Annotated in this window: 18 protein-coding genes and 1 tRNA gene; 5 read left to right on the forward strand and 14 right to left on the reverse strand. The window is 73.1% G+C overall.

Annotated elements, in window-relative coordinates; genetic code table 11:
• Window positions 1–26: 26 nt before the first annotated feature.
• Window positions 27–617 carry a TetR/AcrR family transcriptional regulator gene (locus ACIRFL_RS04795; protein ID WP_404023855.1) on the forward strand — a complete coding sequence of 197 codons (591 nt, stop codon included), beginning with the start codon at window positions 27–29 and terminating at the stop codon, window positions 615–617.
• Between the two features lie 66 nt (window positions 618–683).
• On the opposite strand, the gene ACIRFL_RS04800 is transcribed toward ACIRFL_RS04795, so the two are convergent.
• The 9 genes from ACIRFL_RS04800 to ACIRFL_RS04840 form a co-directional block, all read right to left on the reverse strand.
• A complete protein-coding gene (locus tag ACIRFL_RS04800; RefSeq protein WP_404023857.1) occupies window positions 684–1,517 on the reverse strand; it encodes a hypothetical protein in 834 nt (277 codons plus the stop codon).
• A gap of 63 nt (window positions 1,518–1,580) precedes the next feature.
• Window positions 1,581–2,486 carry an RNA polymerase sigma factor SigF gene (locus ACIRFL_RS04805; RefSeq protein WP_404023858.1) on the reverse strand — a complete coding sequence of 302 codons (906 nt, stop codon included), beginning with the start codon at window positions 2,484–2,486 and terminating at the stop codon, window positions 1,581–1,583.
• A 294-nt stretch (window positions 2,487–2,780) separates the two neighbouring features.
• The gene (locus tag ACIRFL_RS04810; RefSeq protein WP_404023920.1) at window positions 2,781–3,620 is read right to left on the reverse strand and encodes an RNA polymerase sigma factor SigF; all 840 of its coding nucleotides are present in this window, start codon (window positions 3,618–3,620) and stop codon (window positions 2,781–2,783) included.
• Between the two features lie 171 nt (window positions 3,621–3,791).
• On the reverse strand, window positions 3,792–4,085 hold the full coding sequence (locus ACIRFL_RS04815) for a Dabb family protein (protein WP_404023859.1): 294 nt from the start codon (window positions 4,083–4,085) through the stop codon (window positions 3,792–3,794).
• Window positions 4,086–4,119: 34 nt separating this feature from the next.
• Window positions 4,120–4,299: a hypothetical protein gene (locus tag ACIRFL_RS04820; protein ID WP_404023860.1), complete on the reverse strand. Its 180-nt coding sequence runs from the start codon at window positions 4,297–4,299 to the stop codon at window positions 4,120–4,122.
• A gap of 485 nt (window positions 4,300–4,784) precedes the next feature.
• A tRNA-Ser gene (locus tag ACIRFL_RS04825) sits at window positions 4,785–4,869 on the reverse strand.
• 45 nt (window positions 4,870–4,914) lie between these two features.
• Complete coding sequence (tadA, locus tag ACIRFL_RS04830; RefSeq protein ID WP_351738555.1) at window positions 4,915–5,346, reverse strand: tRNA adenosine(34) deaminase TadA; 432 nt, start codon at window positions 5,344–5,346, stop codon at window positions 4,915–4,917.
• A 56-nt stretch (window positions 5,347–5,402) separates the two neighbouring features.
• Window positions 5,403–5,936, reverse strand: a complete 534-nt coding sequence (locus ACIRFL_RS04835; protein ID WP_404023862.1) for a hypothetical protein — start codon at window positions 5,934–5,936, stop codon at window positions 5,403–5,405.
• Between the two features lie 299 nt (window positions 5,937–6,235).
• Window positions 6,236–6,499: a hypothetical protein gene (locus tag ACIRFL_RS04840; protein ID WP_404023864.1), complete on the reverse strand. Its 264-nt coding sequence runs from the start codon at window positions 6,497–6,499 to the stop codon at window positions 6,236–6,238.
• An 87-nt stretch (window positions 6,500–6,586) separates the two neighbouring features.
• On the opposite strand from ACIRFL_RS04840, the gene upp reads away from it, so the two are divergent.
• Window positions 6,587–7,222 carry a uracil phosphoribosyltransferase gene (gene upp, locus ACIRFL_RS04845; protein WP_404023865.1) on the forward strand — a complete coding sequence of 212 codons (636 nt, stop codon included), beginning with the start codon at window positions 6,587–6,589 and terminating at the stop codon, window positions 7,220–7,222.
• Between the two features lie 416 nt (window positions 7,223–7,638).
• On the opposite strand, the gene ACIRFL_RS04850 is transcribed toward upp, so the two are convergent.
• Together ACIRFL_RS04850 and ACIRFL_RS04855 are read right to left on the reverse strand one after the other, a co-directional pair.
• Window positions 7,639–8,277, reverse strand: coding sequence for a LytR C-terminal domain-containing protein (locus ACIRFL_RS04850; protein WP_404023867.1), 639 nt, complete (start codon window positions 8,275–8,277; stop codon window positions 7,639–7,641).
• Between the two features lie 259 nt (window positions 8,278–8,536).
• Entirely contained in the window at window positions 8,537–8,833 is a 297-nt protein-coding gene (locus ACIRFL_RS04855; protein WP_003999914.1) for a type II toxin-antitoxin system VapB family antitoxin, read from the reverse strand.
• A 105-nt stretch (window positions 8,834–8,938) separates the two neighbouring features.
• On the opposite strand from ACIRFL_RS04855, the gene ACIRFL_RS04860 reads away from it, so the two are divergent.
• Window positions 8,939–10,519 (forward strand): helicase HerA-like domain-containing protein, encoded by a 1,581-nt coding sequence (locus ACIRFL_RS04860; protein WP_404023868.1) that lies wholly within the window; start codon window positions 8,939–8,941, stop codon window positions 10,517–10,519.
• A 52-nt stretch (window positions 10,520–10,571) separates the two neighbouring features.
• On the opposite strand, the gene ACIRFL_RS04865 is transcribed toward ACIRFL_RS04860, so the two are convergent.
• The 3 genes from ACIRFL_RS04865 to ACIRFL_RS04875 form a co-directional block, all read right to left on the reverse strand.
• Window positions 10,572–10,697: a hypothetical protein gene (locus tag ACIRFL_RS04865; protein WP_404023870.1), complete on the reverse strand. Its 126-nt coding sequence runs from the start codon at window positions 10,695–10,697 to the stop codon at window positions 10,572–10,574.
• A gap of 72 nt (window positions 10,698–10,769) precedes the next feature.
• On the reverse strand, window positions 10,770–11,087 hold the full coding sequence (locus tag ACIRFL_RS04870) for a hypothetical protein (protein ID WP_404023871.1): 318 nt from the start codon (window positions 11,085–11,087) through the stop codon (window positions 10,770–10,772).
• Between the two features lie 79 nt (window positions 11,088–11,166).
• On the reverse strand, window positions 11,167–11,835 hold the full coding sequence (locus tag ACIRFL_RS04875) for an HdeD family acid-resistance protein (RefSeq protein WP_404023873.1): 669 nt from the start codon (window positions 11,833–11,835) through the stop codon (window positions 11,167–11,169).
• 411 nt (window positions 11,836–12,246) lie between these two features.
• Here ACIRFL_RS04875 and ACIRFL_RS04880 point away from each other — a divergent pair, with 411 nt between their 5' ends.
• Window positions 12,247–14,955 (forward strand): GNAT family N-acetyltransferase, encoded by a 2,709-nt coding sequence (locus ACIRFL_RS04880; protein WP_404023874.1) that lies wholly within the window; start codon window positions 12,247–12,249, stop codon window positions 14,953–14,955.
• Between the two features lie 205 nt (window positions 14,956–15,160).
• Entirely contained in the window at window positions 15,161–16,990 is a 1,830-nt protein-coding gene (locus tag ACIRFL_RS04885) for a copper resistance CopC/CopD family protein (protein WP_404023921.1), read from the forward strand.
• Window positions 16,991–17,029: the final 39 nt, after the last annotated feature.

Genomic DNA, 17,029 nt, shown 5'->3' on the forward strand with positions numbered 1-17,029 from the left:
CCCCGCGGGCGGAAGGGAACGGTACGGTGAGCGACGGCGGCGAGAACAAAAGGCATGCGCCCCGGTCCAAGCGGGCGGACGCCCGACGCAACGAGAAGACCCTGCTCGACGCCGCCGCCGAACTCTTCGTGGCGGCCGGTGTGGACGCCCCGGTGAGGGACATCGCGGCCCGCGCCGGCGTCGGCGTGGGCACGATCTACCGCCACTTCCCCACCCGCGCGGACCTCATCATCGCCGTCTACCGGCACCAGGTCGAAGCCTGCGCCGAGGCCGGTCCGGCCCTGCTGGAGACCGGCCCCACCCCGCACGCCGCGCTGGCCCGGTGGATCGACCTCTTCGTCGACTTCCTGGTCACCAAGCACGGGCTGGCCGGCGTGCTCCAGTCCGACAACGCGGGCTTCGAGGCGCTGCACACCTACTTCCTCGACCGCCTCGTGCCCGTGTGCACCCACCTGCTGGACGCCGCGTCCGCCGCCGGCGAGATCCGCTCCGACCTGACGGCCTACGAGCTGATGCGCGGCGTCGGGAACCTCTGCATCGGCGCGGAGAGCGACCCCCGCTACGACGCCCGCCGGCTCGTCGGACTCCTCATCGAGGGCCTGCGCCAACCGCGCTGACCGCCGCCTGGCACCGGCCGCCGCGCTGACCGCCACCCCGCACCGGCCGGCGGCCGGTCGGTCGCGTCACTTCCAGGTGACCGACACGTCCCGCGTCTCGATGTGCATCCCGAGCGGCACCCGCCAGGCGTCGACGCACACCGTCCACGTGTGCTTCTCGTCGGCGCCCGGGCGAAGCGGTACCGGGAGGTCCCGCGTGGACTCGACCGTCGCCCAGTCGATGCCGAGCGCGCCGATGATGTGCGTGCCGAACGTCACCGTTCCCGAACGGACCGCCGTGCCACCGGTGTTGTGGAAGGCGACCGTCACCTTCTCGCACCACCGCTGCTCCGTCGCCTCCCGCGAAGGGTCGTCCCAGCCGAGGGCGGCGGGGGCGGGGGCGGGGGACGGCGGTGTCGCACCGTCGGCGGGCGGCGCCGACGGAGCCGGTGACCCGGCCGCCGTACCGGTCGCCCCGGAGCCTGTGGGCGCGGCGGGTGCGGCGGGCGCGTCCGGTGCCGACCCGGCAGCGCCGGCGGACCTGTCCCCGCCGTCGCGGGCGCCCGGAGCCCGGGGTCCGGGCGCGGGCCGTGAAGTCGGCGCCCGGGCCGGCGCGTTGCCGTCCGCTTCGGGTGACCCGTCGAGCGGCACCAGCGTCACCGGATCGCTCGGCCTCAGCCCCGTACCCGTCCGCGGTGAGGCGCCCGGCGCCCCTACGGCGACGTAACCACCGCCCGCGCCGCCGCCCCCGCACGTGGCCAGCACCCCGCCCAGGACGACGACGGCCGCCGACGCGGCCACGACGGCGCCTCGGCGGCCATGAGCCAGGCCCTTCCAGGGCCTTGTGCCCGCTCCGGTCCCGGTGGCCGTTCCGGTCCCGGTGACGGTTCCGGTCTCCGTGCCCGTCCCAGTTCCCAGCATCGCGCCAGTGTGACTGACGGTCCGTCAGGAAGGAAGGGACGGGCGGGAAACAGACCCCCGGACTCAGTCCGAGATCAGGCCCTCGCGCAGCTGCGCCAGGGTCCGGGTCAGCAGGCGGGAGACATGCATCTGGGAGATGCCGACCTCCTCGCCGATCTGCGACTGCGTCATGTTCGCGAAGAAGCGGAGCATGATGATCCGGCGCTCCCGGGGCGGGAGTTTGGCCAGCAACGGCTTCAGGGACTCGCGGTACTCGACGCCCTCAAGGGCGCTGTCCTCGTAGCCGAGGCGGTCGGCCAGGGAGCCCTCGCCGCCGTCGTCCTCGGGGGCCGGGGAGTCAAGCGACGAGGCCGTGTAGGCGTTGCCCACGGCCAGGCCGTCGACCACGTCCTCCTCCGACACCCCGAGGACCGCGGCGAGTTCGGTGACCGTCGGGGAGCGGTCCAGCTTCTGGGACAGCTCGTCGCTGGCCTTCGTGAGCGCCAGGCGCAGCTCCTGGAGCCGCCGCGGGACCCGCACCGACCACGAGGTGTCGCGGAAGAAGCGCTTGATCTCGCCCACGACCGTCGGCATCGCGAACGTCGGGAACTCGACGCCGCGTTCGCAGTCGAAGCGGTCGATGGCCTTGATCAGGCCGATGGTGCCGACCTGGACGATGTCCTCCATCGGCTCGTTGCGGGAGCGGAAGCGGGCCGCCGCGTACCGCACGAGCGGGAGGTTGAGTTCGATGAGGGTGTCCCGGACGTAGGCACGCTCGGGGCTGTCCTCGTCGAGTGCGGCGAGCCGCAGGAACAGGGAGCGGGACAGGGTGCGGGTGTCGATGGGCCCCGAGTCGGCCGGGACGGCCGGGGCCGGCGCGGGCCCAAGGGCCGTGACGTCGTCGAGCACGTCGAGAGCGTCGAGTTCCTTGGTCGCTGCCTCGCTCTTCGTGGGCGTGAGCACCTTCGAGCTGCCCTGATCTGCGGACATGCCACCCCCTTTGGGTCGCGGGACGGTCGCGGTGGCGTCCTCCTGCGAGGAACGCAACCTTCACCTGAATACCGGAGCCGGAGCCACGGCAAACGCGCTTCCCGCAGAATGTCACATGTCGGCAACACGCTGTAGTGACATGTCGACATGAGAGATGTGAATCAGCCCAGGAAGGAGGGGGTCTGACGGGGCGTCGGCGGGCGGATGTCGGAATCCGCCCTGGTGGGTGATTCGCTCGGGCCGGTGATCGATCGATCCCGTATTCGGTTGTGCGCCGGAGCGGTCCGGGCGCGGTTACGCGTCGATCCGGTTCGCCGAGCGCAACCGCTGGAAGCTGCGCGCCAGCAGCCGCGAGACGTGCATCTGGGAGACGCCGAGTTCCGCGCTGATCTGCGACTGGGTGAGGTTGCTGTAGTAGCGCAGCAAAAGGATTCTCTGCTCCCGTTCCGGGAGTTGCACCAGCAGGTGCCGGACCAGGTCGCGGTGCTCGACGCCGTCCAGGGCCGGGTCCTCGTAGCCGATCCGGTCCAGCAGGCCGGGCAGCCCGTCGCCCTCCTGCGCGGCCTCCAGGGAGGTGGCGTGGTACGAGCGTCCCGCCTCGATGCAGGACAGCACCTCCTCCTCGCTGATGCGCAGCCGCTCGGCGATCTCGGCGGTCGTGGGGGAGCGCCCGAAGGCGGTGGTCAGATCCTCGGTCGCGCTGTTGACCTGGACCCACAGCTCGTGCAGCCGGCGCGGTACGTGCACGGTGCGGACGTTGTCCCGGAAGTACCGCTTGATCTCGCCGACGACCGTCGGCATCGCGAAGGTCGGGAACTGCACGCCCCGGTCCGGGTCGAACCGGTCGATGGCGTTGATCAGGCCGATGGTGCCGACCTGGACCACGTCCTCCATCGGCTCGTTGCGGGAGCGGAAGCGGGCGGCCGCGTACCGCACGAGCGGGAGGTTGGCCTCGATGAGCGCCCCGCGCACCCGGTTGTGCTCCGGCGTGCCCGGCTGGAGATCCTTGAGCTGGGCGAAGAGAACCTGGGTGAGGGCCCGGGTGTCGGCACCGCGGCGCTTCTCGGGCACCGGGTTCGGGGCCGGAGCCGGGGCTCCGTCCTGGGGCGGCGCAGTACGGGCCGACAAGGTCAACGCCACCTCTTCTATCGGTCAACTCATCCATCAAAAGCGGTCATAGCATCACAAGACATGTGCACTGTGTTCAAGCACCGCATAACCACGTGTTGAGTGATGAATTGGGGCATGGGACGCAAAAAATCCCCGCACCATTCCGGTGCGGGGCCGAGGTTTCGACCGTACGGCTCAGACCTCGTAGTCGGCGATCACCCAGGTGGCGAACTCCCGCCACAGCGCTACGCCCGCCTGGTGCGCCGGGTGCTCCAGGTAGCGCTTGAGCGCGTCGGTGTCGTCGACCGCCGAGTTGATGGCGAAGTCGTAGGCGATGGGACGGTCCGAGATGTTCCAGCCGCATTCCCAGAACCGCAGCTCCTCGATCCGGTCGCCCAAAGAACGGAACGCCTCGACGCCCGCCACGACCCGCGGGTCGTCGCGTTCGACGCCCTCGTCGAGCCGGAACAGCACCAGGTGCCGGATCATGGGCTTCCCCTCAGCTCTTTCCGCGGCTCTTTCCTCAGCTGTTTCCGCCGTTGGCGGCCCAGGTCATGAAGTCGCCGATGGCCTTGGCCGCGTCCGATATGCCCTCGAAGCCTATCTGGACGTAGTCCGCGGCTCTCTCCGGGTCCGTGATGATCACGTACAGCACGAAGACCACGAGCACGTACACGGCGATCTTCTTGGCGTTCACGGCCACCGCGCCTCCCCTGTCACTGTGTGCCCGTCGGGCCCCCTGCTGCCGGCGGCGAGTGTAACCTTCACGCGCCCCACGGGAACCAACGGCCCACCGGCCGAAGACTTTCCCCCCACCCGCACACCCCTCTTACCCCGCCCACCGAAGCCTGCCGGCGCGGACCCCGGCACGGACGCGCGGTGTCCTGCGGCGCCTTCCTCCGGATGACGGCCCCCACGTGATGAGGAGGGACGGCGGCCGGGTCGCAACCGTCGTTCTCGCGGCGCTGCTCATCACCGGTCCCGGTCGGCACGAGGCCGTCGGCACGGACGGCGAGGATCCGCGGCACGCCCCGCCTCGGGCGCGCCCGGTGCCGCCGGGTGGGTTGCGTCCTCGCCGTGATCGCCGCGGCCGCACTGTCCCTGTCCGCCCTATCGGCTGCTGCCCGCGGGCCCCTGCGGCCCGGACACACACGAAGGGCCCCGTCGTCGGACGGGGCCCTTCAGCTGCGGTAGCGGAGGGATTTGAACCCTCGGTGACTTGCGCCACACTCGCTTTCGAGGCGAGCTCCTTCGGCCGCTCGGACACGCTACCGAGGGAGACCCTACAACACCCGGGGCCATGGTCCGAAATCAGAATTCAGCGGTCCCGGAAGAACGCGGTGAGCAGCCCGGCGCACTCCTCGGCCAGGACGCCCTCGACGACCTCGGGCCGGTGGTTGAGCCGCCGGTCGCGCACGAGGTCCCACAGCGACCCGGCCGCGCCCGCCTTCTCGTCGCGGGCGCCGTAGACGACACGGTCGACGCGCGCCTGCACGAGCGCGCCCGCGCACATCGTGCAGGGCTCCAGCGTGACCACGAGCGTGCACCCGGCCAGCCGCCAGCCGCCCAGCGAGGCCGCGGCCCGCCGGAGCGCGAGGATCTCCGCGTGGGCCGTCGGGTCGCCGGTGGCCTCGCGTTCGTTGTGGCCGCTCGCGAGCACCGTCGTGCCGTCCGGGGACAGCACGACGGCACCGACCGGGACGTCCCCGCCCCGGACGGCCCGCTCGGCCTCGGCCAGGGCGCCGCGCATCGCGGTCCGCCAGCGGTCGCGTACCGGGTCCGGGGTCCGCCCGGTGGGTGAGGTGGTCAGCGGACGGTCTCCAGCACCTCCGAGGCGCCCAGGGCGTCGGCGATCGCGCCCAGCGCGTCCTCCGCGTCCAGGGAGCGCAGCTCCTTCTCGCTGACGCCGAGGTCGTCCAGGATCTCGCTGTCGCCCACCGGACCGTGGGTCACCCCTTCGGCGGCCGGGCCGTCCTCGTCGTCATCGTCTTCCTCGGACTCGCCTTCCTCGGTGCCGTCGAGGTTCAGGGAGTCCAGGTCGGGGCCGTCCGAGCCGGGTTCGCGGCCGAGCAGTTCGTCGGTGAGCAGGAGTTCGCCGTAGGCGCTGCGGGCAGCGGCGGCGGCATCGGAGACGTAGATGCGAGGGTCGTCCTCGCCGTCCACGCGGACGACGCCGAACCACGCGTCCTCCTGCTCGATCAGAACGAGCACCGTGTCCTCTTCGGGAGAGGCTTCCCGGGCCAGGTCGGCCAGATCCGACAGGGTTTCCACATCGTCGAGCTCTGTGTCGCTCGCTTCCCACCCGTCTTCGGTGCGCGCGAGCAGTGCGGCGAAGTACACCGTGACTCTCCCACTGGTCTTAGGCGTGCCGGTTGGGGGTCCCCCCGGCGGAGGTTCTGGGCGGAGAGAGCTGGGCTCCGAGCCCCACCCACTCGGAATCGTGGCAGAAACAAAGCGCTCAGGGGACGTCTTCGGCTCCCTGTGTCTGGCAGTTTTGATCGCACGTGTGCAAAGTCGCATCCGGACGTCGGTCAAGGAATCACCAGCGCACTCGTTGCCGCCACCTGCGGATCGTACGCGGCTTTTGGGGACGCTCACGCACGCCCTACCCGCAACGCACTCGCGACGGCCGGTCTTCCCTACCAGCGGAAGGTGCGCATGCGCATCGCGTGCCGGAGTCTGGCCGCCTTGGCGCGTCGTGGCTGGACGCGGTCGCGCAACTCGCGCGCCTCGGCCAGCTCGCGCAGGAACCGTGCCCGGCGGCGCCGGCGCTCGGCGTCGCCGTCCGGCTCGGGCATGCCCGAGCCGGACGTGTCACCGGTCGTTCCGTCGGTCGCGTCGGAGGTGTCGGGCGTGCCGAAGCCGCCGGACGGGTCCGTTGTGCGCTCGGGCTGCTCAGGCATCGGTTCACCACCCCGGTCAGTCCCACCCACTTTCCCCCGGACGGGCGGTTTGATGCCAGCGCGAGCTGCGCGGTTACTGTTATGGGCATGCGTCTCCACGTCGTCGACCACCCCTTGGTCGCCCACAAGCTCACCACGCTGCGCGACCGGCGCACCGACTCCGCGACCTTCCGGCGGCTCGCCGACGAACTGGTCACCCTGCTCGCCTACGAGGCCACGCGGGACGTGCGCACCGAACAGGTGGACATCACGACGCCGGTGGCCGCGACCACCGGCGTCAAACTGTCCCACCCGCGCCCGCTGGTGGTGCCGATCCTGCGCGCCGGGCTCGGCATGCTGGACGGCATGGTCCGGCTGCTGCCGACCGCCGAGGTGGGCTTCCTCGGCATGATCCGCAACGAGGAGACGCTGCTGGCCTCCACGTACGCCACCCGTATGCCGGAGGACCTGTCCGGCCGGCAGGTGTACGTCCTGGACCCGATGCTCGCCACCGGCGGCACCCTGGTCGCGGCGATCCGGGAGCTGATCAAGCGCGGCGCCGACGATGTGACCGCCGTGGTGCTGCTCGCCGCGCCGGAGGGCGTCGAGGTCATGGAGCGCGAACTCGCGGGCACCCCGGTCACGGTCGTCACGGCCGCGGTCGACGACCACCTCAACGGGCAGGGCTATATCGTCCCCGGCCTCGGAGACGCGGGGGACCGGCTGTACGGGGCGGCCGAGTAGGCCGGTGGCCGCCGGTGGCCTCGCCGACGGCGACGGCCTGCTGGTCGCAGGCCGCACCCGGCACGCCGTACAGAACCGGCAGAACGCAATCAACATCAGTGCCGCGTCCCCGAGACCGATGGTCCCGGTGCGTCGGCGCGGCCCGGTGTACGGCCGTCGTAGCCCCCTTCTTCGACCCGGGCCGGCGTCGCGGCTGTAGCTGGCCCTTCTTCGGCGCGGGCCGGGGTGTGGCTGGCGGCGGTCGTTCTTCGGCGGGGATCGGCGTGCGGCTTTCGGCGGTCCCACTTGGACCCGGCCCGGCGCACGACCGTCGGCAACGGTCTGGCCTTGGAGTGGCCCGGCGTACGGCCGTCGGCAACGGTCCGTCCGTGGAGTAGGCCTGTGTGCGGCGGCCCTGGCTTGGGTCGGCGTACGGCTCAGCAGTCGTTCTTCGACGTGGTGGACGTCTGCTTGGGCGCGGTGAGCGCGGCCAGCGCCTTGTCGGCGTCCGCCTGCTTGGCCAGGCCCTGGAAGCCGGTGCCGAGGACGAGGTCGAGGGCGGCGCCCTTGCGGCCGGCGTCGGTGCGGCGTTCGGCGCTGCCGAGCTGGGTGGCGAGGACGGGCAGCGTGGTGTTCAGCGCCGAGCCGGGGCCGATCAGCATCCCGGTGCCCTTGATCTTCTGGTCGAACCGGGCCGGTGCGTTGCCGACCTCGCCGATCTTGAAGCCGCGCTTCTCCAGCTCGTCAGCGGTGGCCTTGGCGAGGCCGGTGCGGGGCGTGGCGTTGTAGACGTTGACGGTGATCGTGCCGGGCCGGGGCGGTGCCGCGGCCGGGCTCGGGGAGGCGTCGGCCCCTGTGGGGCAGTCCGAGGCGGAGCCGGCCGCCGAGGCCTTCTTGCCGCCGGTGAAGACGTCGATGAGCTGCAGGGTCCCCCAGCCGATCAGACCGAGCACGGCGACCGAGGCCACCAGCCCGAACACGAGCCTGCCGCGCCGCCGGGGAGGGCGCATCCTCGGGTACTTGTCCCCCGTGATCCGGTACTTGCCGCCCATGCCGGGGGGAGTCAGCATGCTCATGAGCGCAGCGTAGTGCGCCAGGGCGGCCGTGCCTACTAGATGATCATTCGATGCCGGTCAGGAGAACCCGAAAGGGTCAACGGGTGACCGGCATATGGCCGGTCGGTGTCCGCCGGATGTCCCGGATGTCCGCCGATCCCGGTGAATCCGGCACCGCGTGCGATGCGTGCGGCCGATGGGGTGACCGACGGGGCGCGGGCGTGGTCGCCGACGCGTTCCGCGGGACCCGTCGCCTTCCGCGCGGGGCCGCCTGCGCGCGTCAGTCCAGTTCGAGCACGCGCGCGTGCAGCACCTGGCGCTGCTGCAGGGCCGCGCGGACCGCGCGGTGCAGGCCGTCCTCCAGATAGAGATCGCCCTGCCACTTCACGACGTGCGCGAAGAGGTCGCCGTAGAACGTCGAGTCCTCGGCGAGGAGGGTTTCCAGGTCGAGCTGGCCCTTGGTCGTCACGAGCTGATCGAGGCGGACCGGGCGCGGCGCGACGTCCGCCCACTGCCGGGTGCTCTCCCGGCCGTGGTCGGGGTACGGCCGGCCGTTTCCGATGCGCTTGAAGATCACACGGAAAGCCTACCGGTCAACATGTTCCGGGCGCAGCCGTGGAGGCGGAGTGCGACGCTGGAAAAGACGCCGTGAATCAGGGCATATCGGGAACAGGGGGCTGAGATGAGTGACAGCGAGACGGTGCGGCCGGCCGCCGCCCCCGAGACCCCCGGGAGCGTTCCCGCCCTGCCGCGGGAGGCTCTGGAGATCGCCGCCGGATACGCCTTCGCCGGCCCGGCGCTGGACCTGGGCGCCCTGCTGTGGGACGGGCGGTGCCTGCCCGACGCGCAGATCCGGGTCCCCCTGCCGATGCTCACCCGGCACGGACTGGTCGCGGGTGCCACCGGCACCGGCAAGACCAAGACCCTGCAGCTGATCGCCGAGCAGCTGTCGGCGCAGGGCGTGCCGGTGTTCCTGGCCGACGTCAAGGGCGATCTGTCCGGTGTCTCGGCGCCGGGCACCGGGGACGACCGGGTGCGCGGCCGGGCGGCGGAGGTGCGCCAGCCGTGGAGCCCCGCGGGCTTCCCCGTCGAGTTCTTCGCGCTCGGCGGCCTGGGGCACGGCATCCCCGTCCGGGCCACGATCACCAGCTTCGGCCCGGTGCTGTTGTCCAAGGTGCTCGGGCTCAACCAGACCCAGGAGCAGTCGCTCGGCCTGATCTTCCACTACGCCGACACCAAGGGCCTTGAGCTGTTCGACCTGAAGGACCTCAGGGCGGTCGTCGCGTTCCTGACCTCCGACGAGGGCAGGGCGGAGCTGAAGCGGATCGGCGGGCTGTCGACGGCCACGGCCGGGGTGATCCTTCGTTCGCTCACCGCCTTCGAGGCGCAGGGCATGGCCGGCTTCTTCGGGGAACCGGAGTTCGCGACCGGTGACTTCCTGCGGACCGCGGCCGACGGCCGCGGCATCGTCTCCGTCCTCGAACTGCCCGCCGTGCAGGACCGGCCGCGGCTGTTCTCGACCTTCCTGATGTGGCTGCTCGCCGATCTCTTCCACGACCTCCCGGAGGTCGGTGACGTCGACAGACCGAAGCTGGTCTTCTTCTTCGACGAGGCGCATCTGCTGTTCGACGGCGCCTCCAAGGCGTTCCTGGACTCGATCACCCAGACCGTGCGTCTCATTCGCTCGAAAGGGGTCGGCGTCTTCTTCGTCACCCAGAGCCCGAAGGACGTGCCGTCAGATGTCCTCGGGCAGCTCGGCAACCGGGTGCAGCACGCGCTGCGGGCCTTCACCCCGGACGACCAGAAGGCCCTGAAGGCCACGGTGAGGACCTTCCCGGACTCGGCGTACGACCTCGAAGAGCTGCTCACCACCCTCGGCACCGGCGAGGCCGTGGTCACCGTGCTCAGCGAGAAGGGCGCCCCGACCCCGGTCGCCGCCACCCGGCTGCGCGCGCCCCGGTCCCTGATGGGCCCGGTGGACGACGCCGCCGTGGACCGGGCCGTACAGGGGTCCTCGCTGTACGGCCGTTATGCACAGGCTGTGGACCGGGAGTCCGCGTACGAGAAGCTGACGGCGGCGCAGGAGCGGCCCCGAAAGACGCGGGCCCCGGCGGAGCGGGGCGGGGCGGCCGAGCGGGAGCCGACCCTGGTCGAGCAGGTCGTCGGCAGCGGCATGTTCAAGTCCCTCGCGCGGTCGGTGGGCACACAGCTCGGGCGGGAGATCACCCGTTCGCTGTTCGGCACGGCCCGCAGGAGGCGCTGAGCCGGGCACCGGCCCACGCGGCTGACCCGCGGGCCGGCGCCCGGCCCGCGGGTCAGCCGCGTTCCCGCTTCACGGGTTGCTGCTGCGGCTTCGGCTTGTCCGTCTCCGTCTTCGGTGCGCCGCGCAGGGCCTCCGCGCGCAGCAGGGCGCGCAGGACCGCGTAGGGGTCTGAAGGCATGGCTGTGTTCCTCGTGTTCCGGTTGGTGGTTCTCGTGTGTGGTGCCGACGTGCCTTGGGGAGGCGGGGTCGGTCAGCAGCGCAGCACCACGGAACACAGGGCGCGCAGCGCATACGGCGACCGGGGCGCCGGCGCGGGCAGCGGGCGGCCGTGCGGGAGGACGTCCGCCGGGAGGGCGAGCGGCGCGGGGCGCACGGGTACGAGGAGCTGGGGGGCCGCCCGCGCGGGTGGCCGCAGGGCCGTGTCCAGGTCGTCGTGCTGCACGACGTCGCCGGCGGACACCGGCGTCGCGTGCGCCTCGGCGTGGGCGCCGGGCACCAGCAGGGCGAGCAGCAGCACGAGCACCCGTAGCCAGGCCCGGCTGTGCGGGAGGGTGCGTGCGCCGCTCATCGAAGGTGCTCTGCCCGCGGCGCGTACGGCATCCGTCGCGGCGGCCCCGAGATCCGCTCGTACGGCGTACGCGGGGGCGTCACACGGCGCGGGGCACCTGGCGGGCATGGCCGTGGATCCGGACGGACGTGAAGATCTCGACGATGCCGACCGCGACCAGCCAGATGCCGCCGACCAGGGTGAGCACGGCGATCGACGCGAACGGCGAGACGATCAGCACGATCCCGGCGACGAAGGTGACGAGGCCGAGGAAGATCTGCCAGCCGCGCGCGGGCATGGCGCCGTCGGAGGCGGCGGCCAGGGTCTGGGTGATGCCGCGGATCAGCCAGCCGATGCCGATCCACAGGGCGAGCAGCAGGATCGACTGCATGGGGCCGCGGAAGCAGAACAGGCCCAGCAGGATCGACAGGGCGCCGCTGATGAAGGCGAGGACCCGCAGCGAGGTCGCCTTGTGGGTGCCGAACGCTGCGATCAGCTGGAAGACGCCGCTGACCAGCAGGTAGATGCCGAAGAGCACGCCGGCGGCGAGCAGTGAGGCGCCCGGCCAGACCAGCACGAGGACGCCCAGGATCAGGGAGGCGACTCCGGTGAGCAGGACCACCTGCCAGGCGGCGCGTGACAGCGCGTGCAGCGGCCCCTCGAAGGGGGGTTCGGGCTCGTGGCGCCCGGCCGCCGGATGGGTGGCGTGGACCTTGCGGTCGTCGTACTCGGGGCCCCAGGCGGAGCCGCTGCTCGGTGGCTCGGTCATGCTCCATGCTTGGACCGGCCCCGAGCCCCCCGCCACCCGACACGGGCCACCCGGCTGACGCTGCTGCCCCGAAGGGGCGCGGGGAACTGCGCGAGCGACCACAAGGCCGCCGCGGACGTACGACGGCCTATGACGGCCCACCCGGCGGAGCGCGTTGTGGCGGTGCACGGCCGGTTTCTCACCCGGGCCCCGAAGGGGCGCGGGGAACTGCGCGAGCGACCACAAGGCCGCCGCAGACGAACGACGGCCCGTGACGGCTCACCCGGCTGACGCTACCTCCCGGCGGCCTCGCGCCGGCAGATCTGTGTCTTCGCGCCCCTGTGCCATGGCTCTTCCGTGTCTCGCGTACGATTCCCCACGCTGCCGGACGCACTTAGGTAAGGCTAACCTAAAATGGAATGGGGTTGCAGGGTGACCACCGAGATCTACCGCGACGCCTTCGGCATCCCGCACCTGCGGGCCGGCAGCGCCCGCGAACTCGCCCGCGCACAGGGATGGGTCACCGCCCACGACCGCGCCTGGCAACTGGAGGTCGAACGGCACCGCTCGTGCGGGACCTCGGCGTCCTTCCTCGGCGCCGAGGCCCTGTCCTGGGACGTGTTCGCCCGCCGCGCCCGCCTCGACGACACCGCCAGACGCTGCTTCGCGGCCCTGGAGAGACGGGATGCCGAAACGGCGGACTGGGTGCGGGCCTACGTCGCCGGGGTCAACGAAGGGCTGGAGCAAGGCGCCCGCCGCGCACCCGAGTTCGCGCAGACCGGGCTCGCGCCGGGCCGCTGGCGGCCGTGGACCCCGCTGGGCGTCTGGCTCGGCACGCACATCCTGTTCGCCGGCTTCCCCGCCAAACTCTGGCGGGAGACGGCCGTACGGCACCTGGGGCCCGCGGCCGTCGGGCTGTTCGCCACGGACGGGCCGGGCACCGCGGGCAGCAACGGCTGGCTCGTCAGCGGCGCGCGCACCGCCACCGGGCGGGCGGTGCTCGCCGGCGACCCGCACCGGTTCATCGAGGACCCCGGCGTCTACCAGCAGATCCGGCTCGCCTGCCCCGAGTTCGACGTCGTCGGCCTCGCCGTGCCGGGCGTCCCCGGCATCCCCCACTTCGGCCACACCGGCACCGTCGCCTGGGCCATCACCAACGCCATGGCCGACTACCAGGACCTGTACCGCGAACGGCTGCGCCGCACCGGCGCCGGAGTGCAGGCACTCGGACCCGACGGCACCTGGCGGCGCGCCCACCGGCACACCGAGACCGCGCGGGTCGCCGGGGAGGACCCGGTCGAGATCGAGGTCATCGAGACGGCCCGCGGCCCGCTGATCGCCGGCGGCCCGGAGGGCCTGGACGGCGGCGTCGCGGCACCGGACGGACCGCCGGCCCTCGCCCTGCGCCATCCACCCCGGGTCACCGAGGAGTTGGGGTTCGGCGCGCTGCTTGCGCTGCTGCGGGCCCGGCGGGCCGACGACATCGACCGGGCCCTCGACGCCTGGGTGGAGCCGGTGAACGTCGTGCTGGCCGCCGACACCGAGGGCGGGGTGCTGCACCGGGTCGCGGGCTGGGTGCCGCAACGGTCCGAGGCCAATCTGCTCGGGCCGGTGCCCGCGTGGCGGCCGGGGCACGACTGGCGCGGACGGCACCCCATGCCCCGCGCCCAATTGACCGACGGCGTCGCCGTGATGGCGAACCAGCGCGGACCCGCCTCCCCCCTCGGCGTCGAGTTCGCCCCGCCGCACCGCGCCGACCGCATCCGCGCCCTCCTCGACGAGCGCCGCACCTGGTCGGCCGGCGACATGCCCGCCATCCACACCGACACCCACCTCGCCTCCGCGGGCCCCCTGATCGACCGGCTGGCCGCCCTCGACGGCCTCACCCCGCGGGCCGCCCGGCTCCGGGACCGCCTCCTGGCCTGGAACCGCCGGATGGACGCGGACAGCGCCGACGCCGCGGTGTACGCGGCGGTGCGCGGCGCCGTCGTGCGCTCTCTCGCCGCGCACCCGGCGTTCGCCCCGCTCACCGAGCCGCCCGCCTACCCGGACGTGCTGCTGCCCTGGCTCGGCCTCGTCCCACGGATCGGCTACGCCCTCGAACACCTGCTGAAGGCCGAGGAGTTGTACGGCATCGACCGCCCCGCCACGGTCCGTGCCGCCGTCGAGGAGGTGGCCGCGGCGCCGCCCGCCGGCACCTGGGCCGACACCCACCGCCTCGCGCCGTGGCGGGCACGGCCGGGCACGCCGTACGAACCGGCCGCCGAACCCGGTCTCGCGGGCGACCACGACTGCGTGCTGTGCACCTCCGCCGTGCCCGGCCTCACCGACCTCGCCGCCCGCGCCCCGGCCGCCCGCTACGTCTGGGACCTGGCCCGCCGCGAGGACAGCGGCTGGGTGGTGCCGTTCGGCGCCGACGGCGTCCCGGGCGCGCCCCACCACCGCGACCAACTCCCCCTGTGGACAAGGGGAGAACTCGTCCCGGTCGTCACCGACTGGGCCCGTCTGACGAAGGAGACCGCGATGCCCGCCCCGTACGCCGCCGCCCGCGAGGCCGTGCACGAGCAGCAGGTCGACGGCTTCGGCACCGTCCGCATCCTGCCGCTGGACCCGCACGCCGACGCCGCGGTGATCCACGCCTGGGTCAGCGAGGAACGCGCCGTCTTCTGGGGCATGAACGGCCTCACCCAGGACGAAGTGGCCGACGTCTACGCCCACTTGGCGGGACTCGACACCCACCACGCCTTCCTCGTGGTCAAGGACGGGGAACCGGCCGCCCTGCTGCAGACCTACGAGCCGGAGGCCGACCGGGTCGGCGAGTGCTACGAGGTACGCCCCGGCGACATCGGCGTCCATCTGCTGCTCGCCCCGGCCGGGCCGGACGGCGCCCGTTCCGGCTGGTCGTCGGCGCTGCTGTCGGCGGTCGTGGAGTACGTCCTGCGGGGCCTGGACCGGCGCCGGATCGTCGTCGATCCGGACGTGCGCAACGTCAAGGCCGTCGCCCGCTTCAGGAAACAGGGCTTCGAGCCGGGCCCGGCCGTCGTCCTGCCGGAAGTGGACCTGCCGGACGTCCAGTTGCCCGAGAAGCACGCCCGACTGGCCTTCCTGCCCAGAACGACGGCCTTCCCCGGCGACGCCTGACGGACCGCACGGCGCCACCGGCACCGTGCCGCTTCGGGGCGCACGCCGCAACCCGCCCGGCGTGCGCGAGCATGGCCTGCGGTGGTGAGCACGGCGGGCTGCTCGTCCGTACGTATCCCGGAGCACGTGATCCCGAACACGGAGCGGTGACGTGGGCGAGCAGCGCGGCGAGGACCGGCCGGTAACCCGGCGACTGCACAGGCTGATGGTGCTGGGCGCCGTGCTGGGCCTGCTGCTGCTCGGCGGGGCGGCCCCCGCCTCGGCGCACGCCGCCCTGCGCGGCACCGACCCGGACGACGGCGGCGTCGTCGCGTCCGCCCCCCGGCACATCACCCTGACCTTCACCGAGTCCGTCGGGCTGCTCGACGACTCCCTGCGCGTGTACGACCCGGGCAACCGGCGGGTCGCCACCGGCGAGGCCCGGCATGCGCCCGGCCGCTCCGACACGGCCCGGGTGAGCCTGCCGGACGGGCTCGGCACCGGCACCTTCACCGTGGCCTGGCGGGTCGTCTCGGCCGACAGCCACCCGATCGCCGGCGCCTTCACCTTCTCCGTCGGCGCACCCTCCCCGACCACGGTGGCCGTGCCCGAAGGACCCGACGGGGACCCCGTCACCGGCGGCCTGTACGGCACCGCCCGCTACGCCGCCTACCTCGGCTTCGCCCTGCTCGTCGGCGCCCTGACGTTCCTCGCCCGCTGCCGGCCCCCGCATCCCGGACGGCTGTGGCGCCTGGTCGCGGCGGGCTGGTGGACCCTGGTCGCCGCAACGGCGGTGCTGCTCGTGCTGCGCGCCCCGTACGAGGCGGGCACCGGCCCGGCCGCGGCCCTCGACCCCTCGGCGCTGACCCGTACCGCCACGAGCCGTCCGGGGCTCGCCCTGCTGGCCCGGCTCGCGCTGCTGCTCATCGCCGGAGCGCTGCTCACGCGGCTGCGGCGGCGCTCACGCGCGGCGCTCGCGGCGGGCACCGTGCTCGCCGTCGCGCTGGCGCTGACCTGGGCGGCGGCCGAACACGCCTCCGCCGGCATCCAGGTGCCCCTGGCGATGGCCTCGTCCGTGCTGCACCTGCTGGCCACGGGGGTCTGGCTGGGCGGCCTCGCGGCCCTGCTCAGCACGGTGTACCGGGCCCCGGACGGCGTACCGGCGGCCGTGGTCGTCCGGTTCTCGCGGCTGGCCTTCGCCGCCGTGACCGTCCTGGTCGGCACCGGCGTCTACCAGTCCTGGCGCGGCCTCGGCTCCTGGGATGCGCTCGGCGGCACCTCGTACGGCCGGATCCTGGTCGCCAAGCTGGCGGCGGTGGCACTGCTGCTGGCCGTGGCCGGCCGGTCCCGGCGGTGGACGGCGCGGCTGGTGTCGGCGGGGGCCGAGGCCCGGCCGGGGCGGGTGCCGGAGTCGGTGCCCGAGCCGGTGCCGGTGCCCGAGCCGGTGCCGGTGGCCGAGCCGGTGCCGGTGCCGGTCGGTGGTCCGGCGGCCCGGTCGCGGGCGTCCCGGGCGGAGTCCCGGGCGGACGGTCCGCCCGGGACGCCGGCCGGGCGCGTCCCGGGCGGCCCGGAGCCGGACGGCCGTGCGCTGCGCCGGTCCGTGCTCGCCGAAGTGGCCGTCGGGGCCGTGGTGCTGGGGCTCACCACCGTGCTGACCGGCACCCTGCCGGGCCGGGCGGCGGCCGAGGCCGCGGCGGCGGCACCGGCGACCGACATACCGGCCGCGTCCGTCACCACGGTGCCCTTCACCATCGGCAGCGCGCGTGGCCGGGTGCAGGTCACGCTGGATCCCGGTCGGGTGGGCCGGACCTCCGTGCAGGCCGTCGTGTTCGGACCCGACGGCGGGCTGTCCACCGTCCCCGAACTGCGGCTCTCCTTCACCCTGCCCGCGCAGCGGATCGGGCCGATCGACGCCAAGGTCTCCGACATGGGCGGCTATTGGGGCACCGGCTCGCTGAATCTGCCCATTCCCGGGACCTGGACGATGAAGGTGACGGTTCGTGTGTCGGATCTGGACCAGGTGACGGTGACGCGCCCGATCCGGGTCACTCCGTGACGGTTTGTTGTGACCGGGTGGGGTGGGGGCGGGGTGCGT

It is taken from the genome of Streptomyces sp. NPDC102462 (assembly GCF_044765425.1).
In the GTDB taxonomy this organism is placed as follows: Bacteria; Actinomycetota; Actinomycetes; order Streptomycetales; family Streptomycetaceae; genus Streptomyces.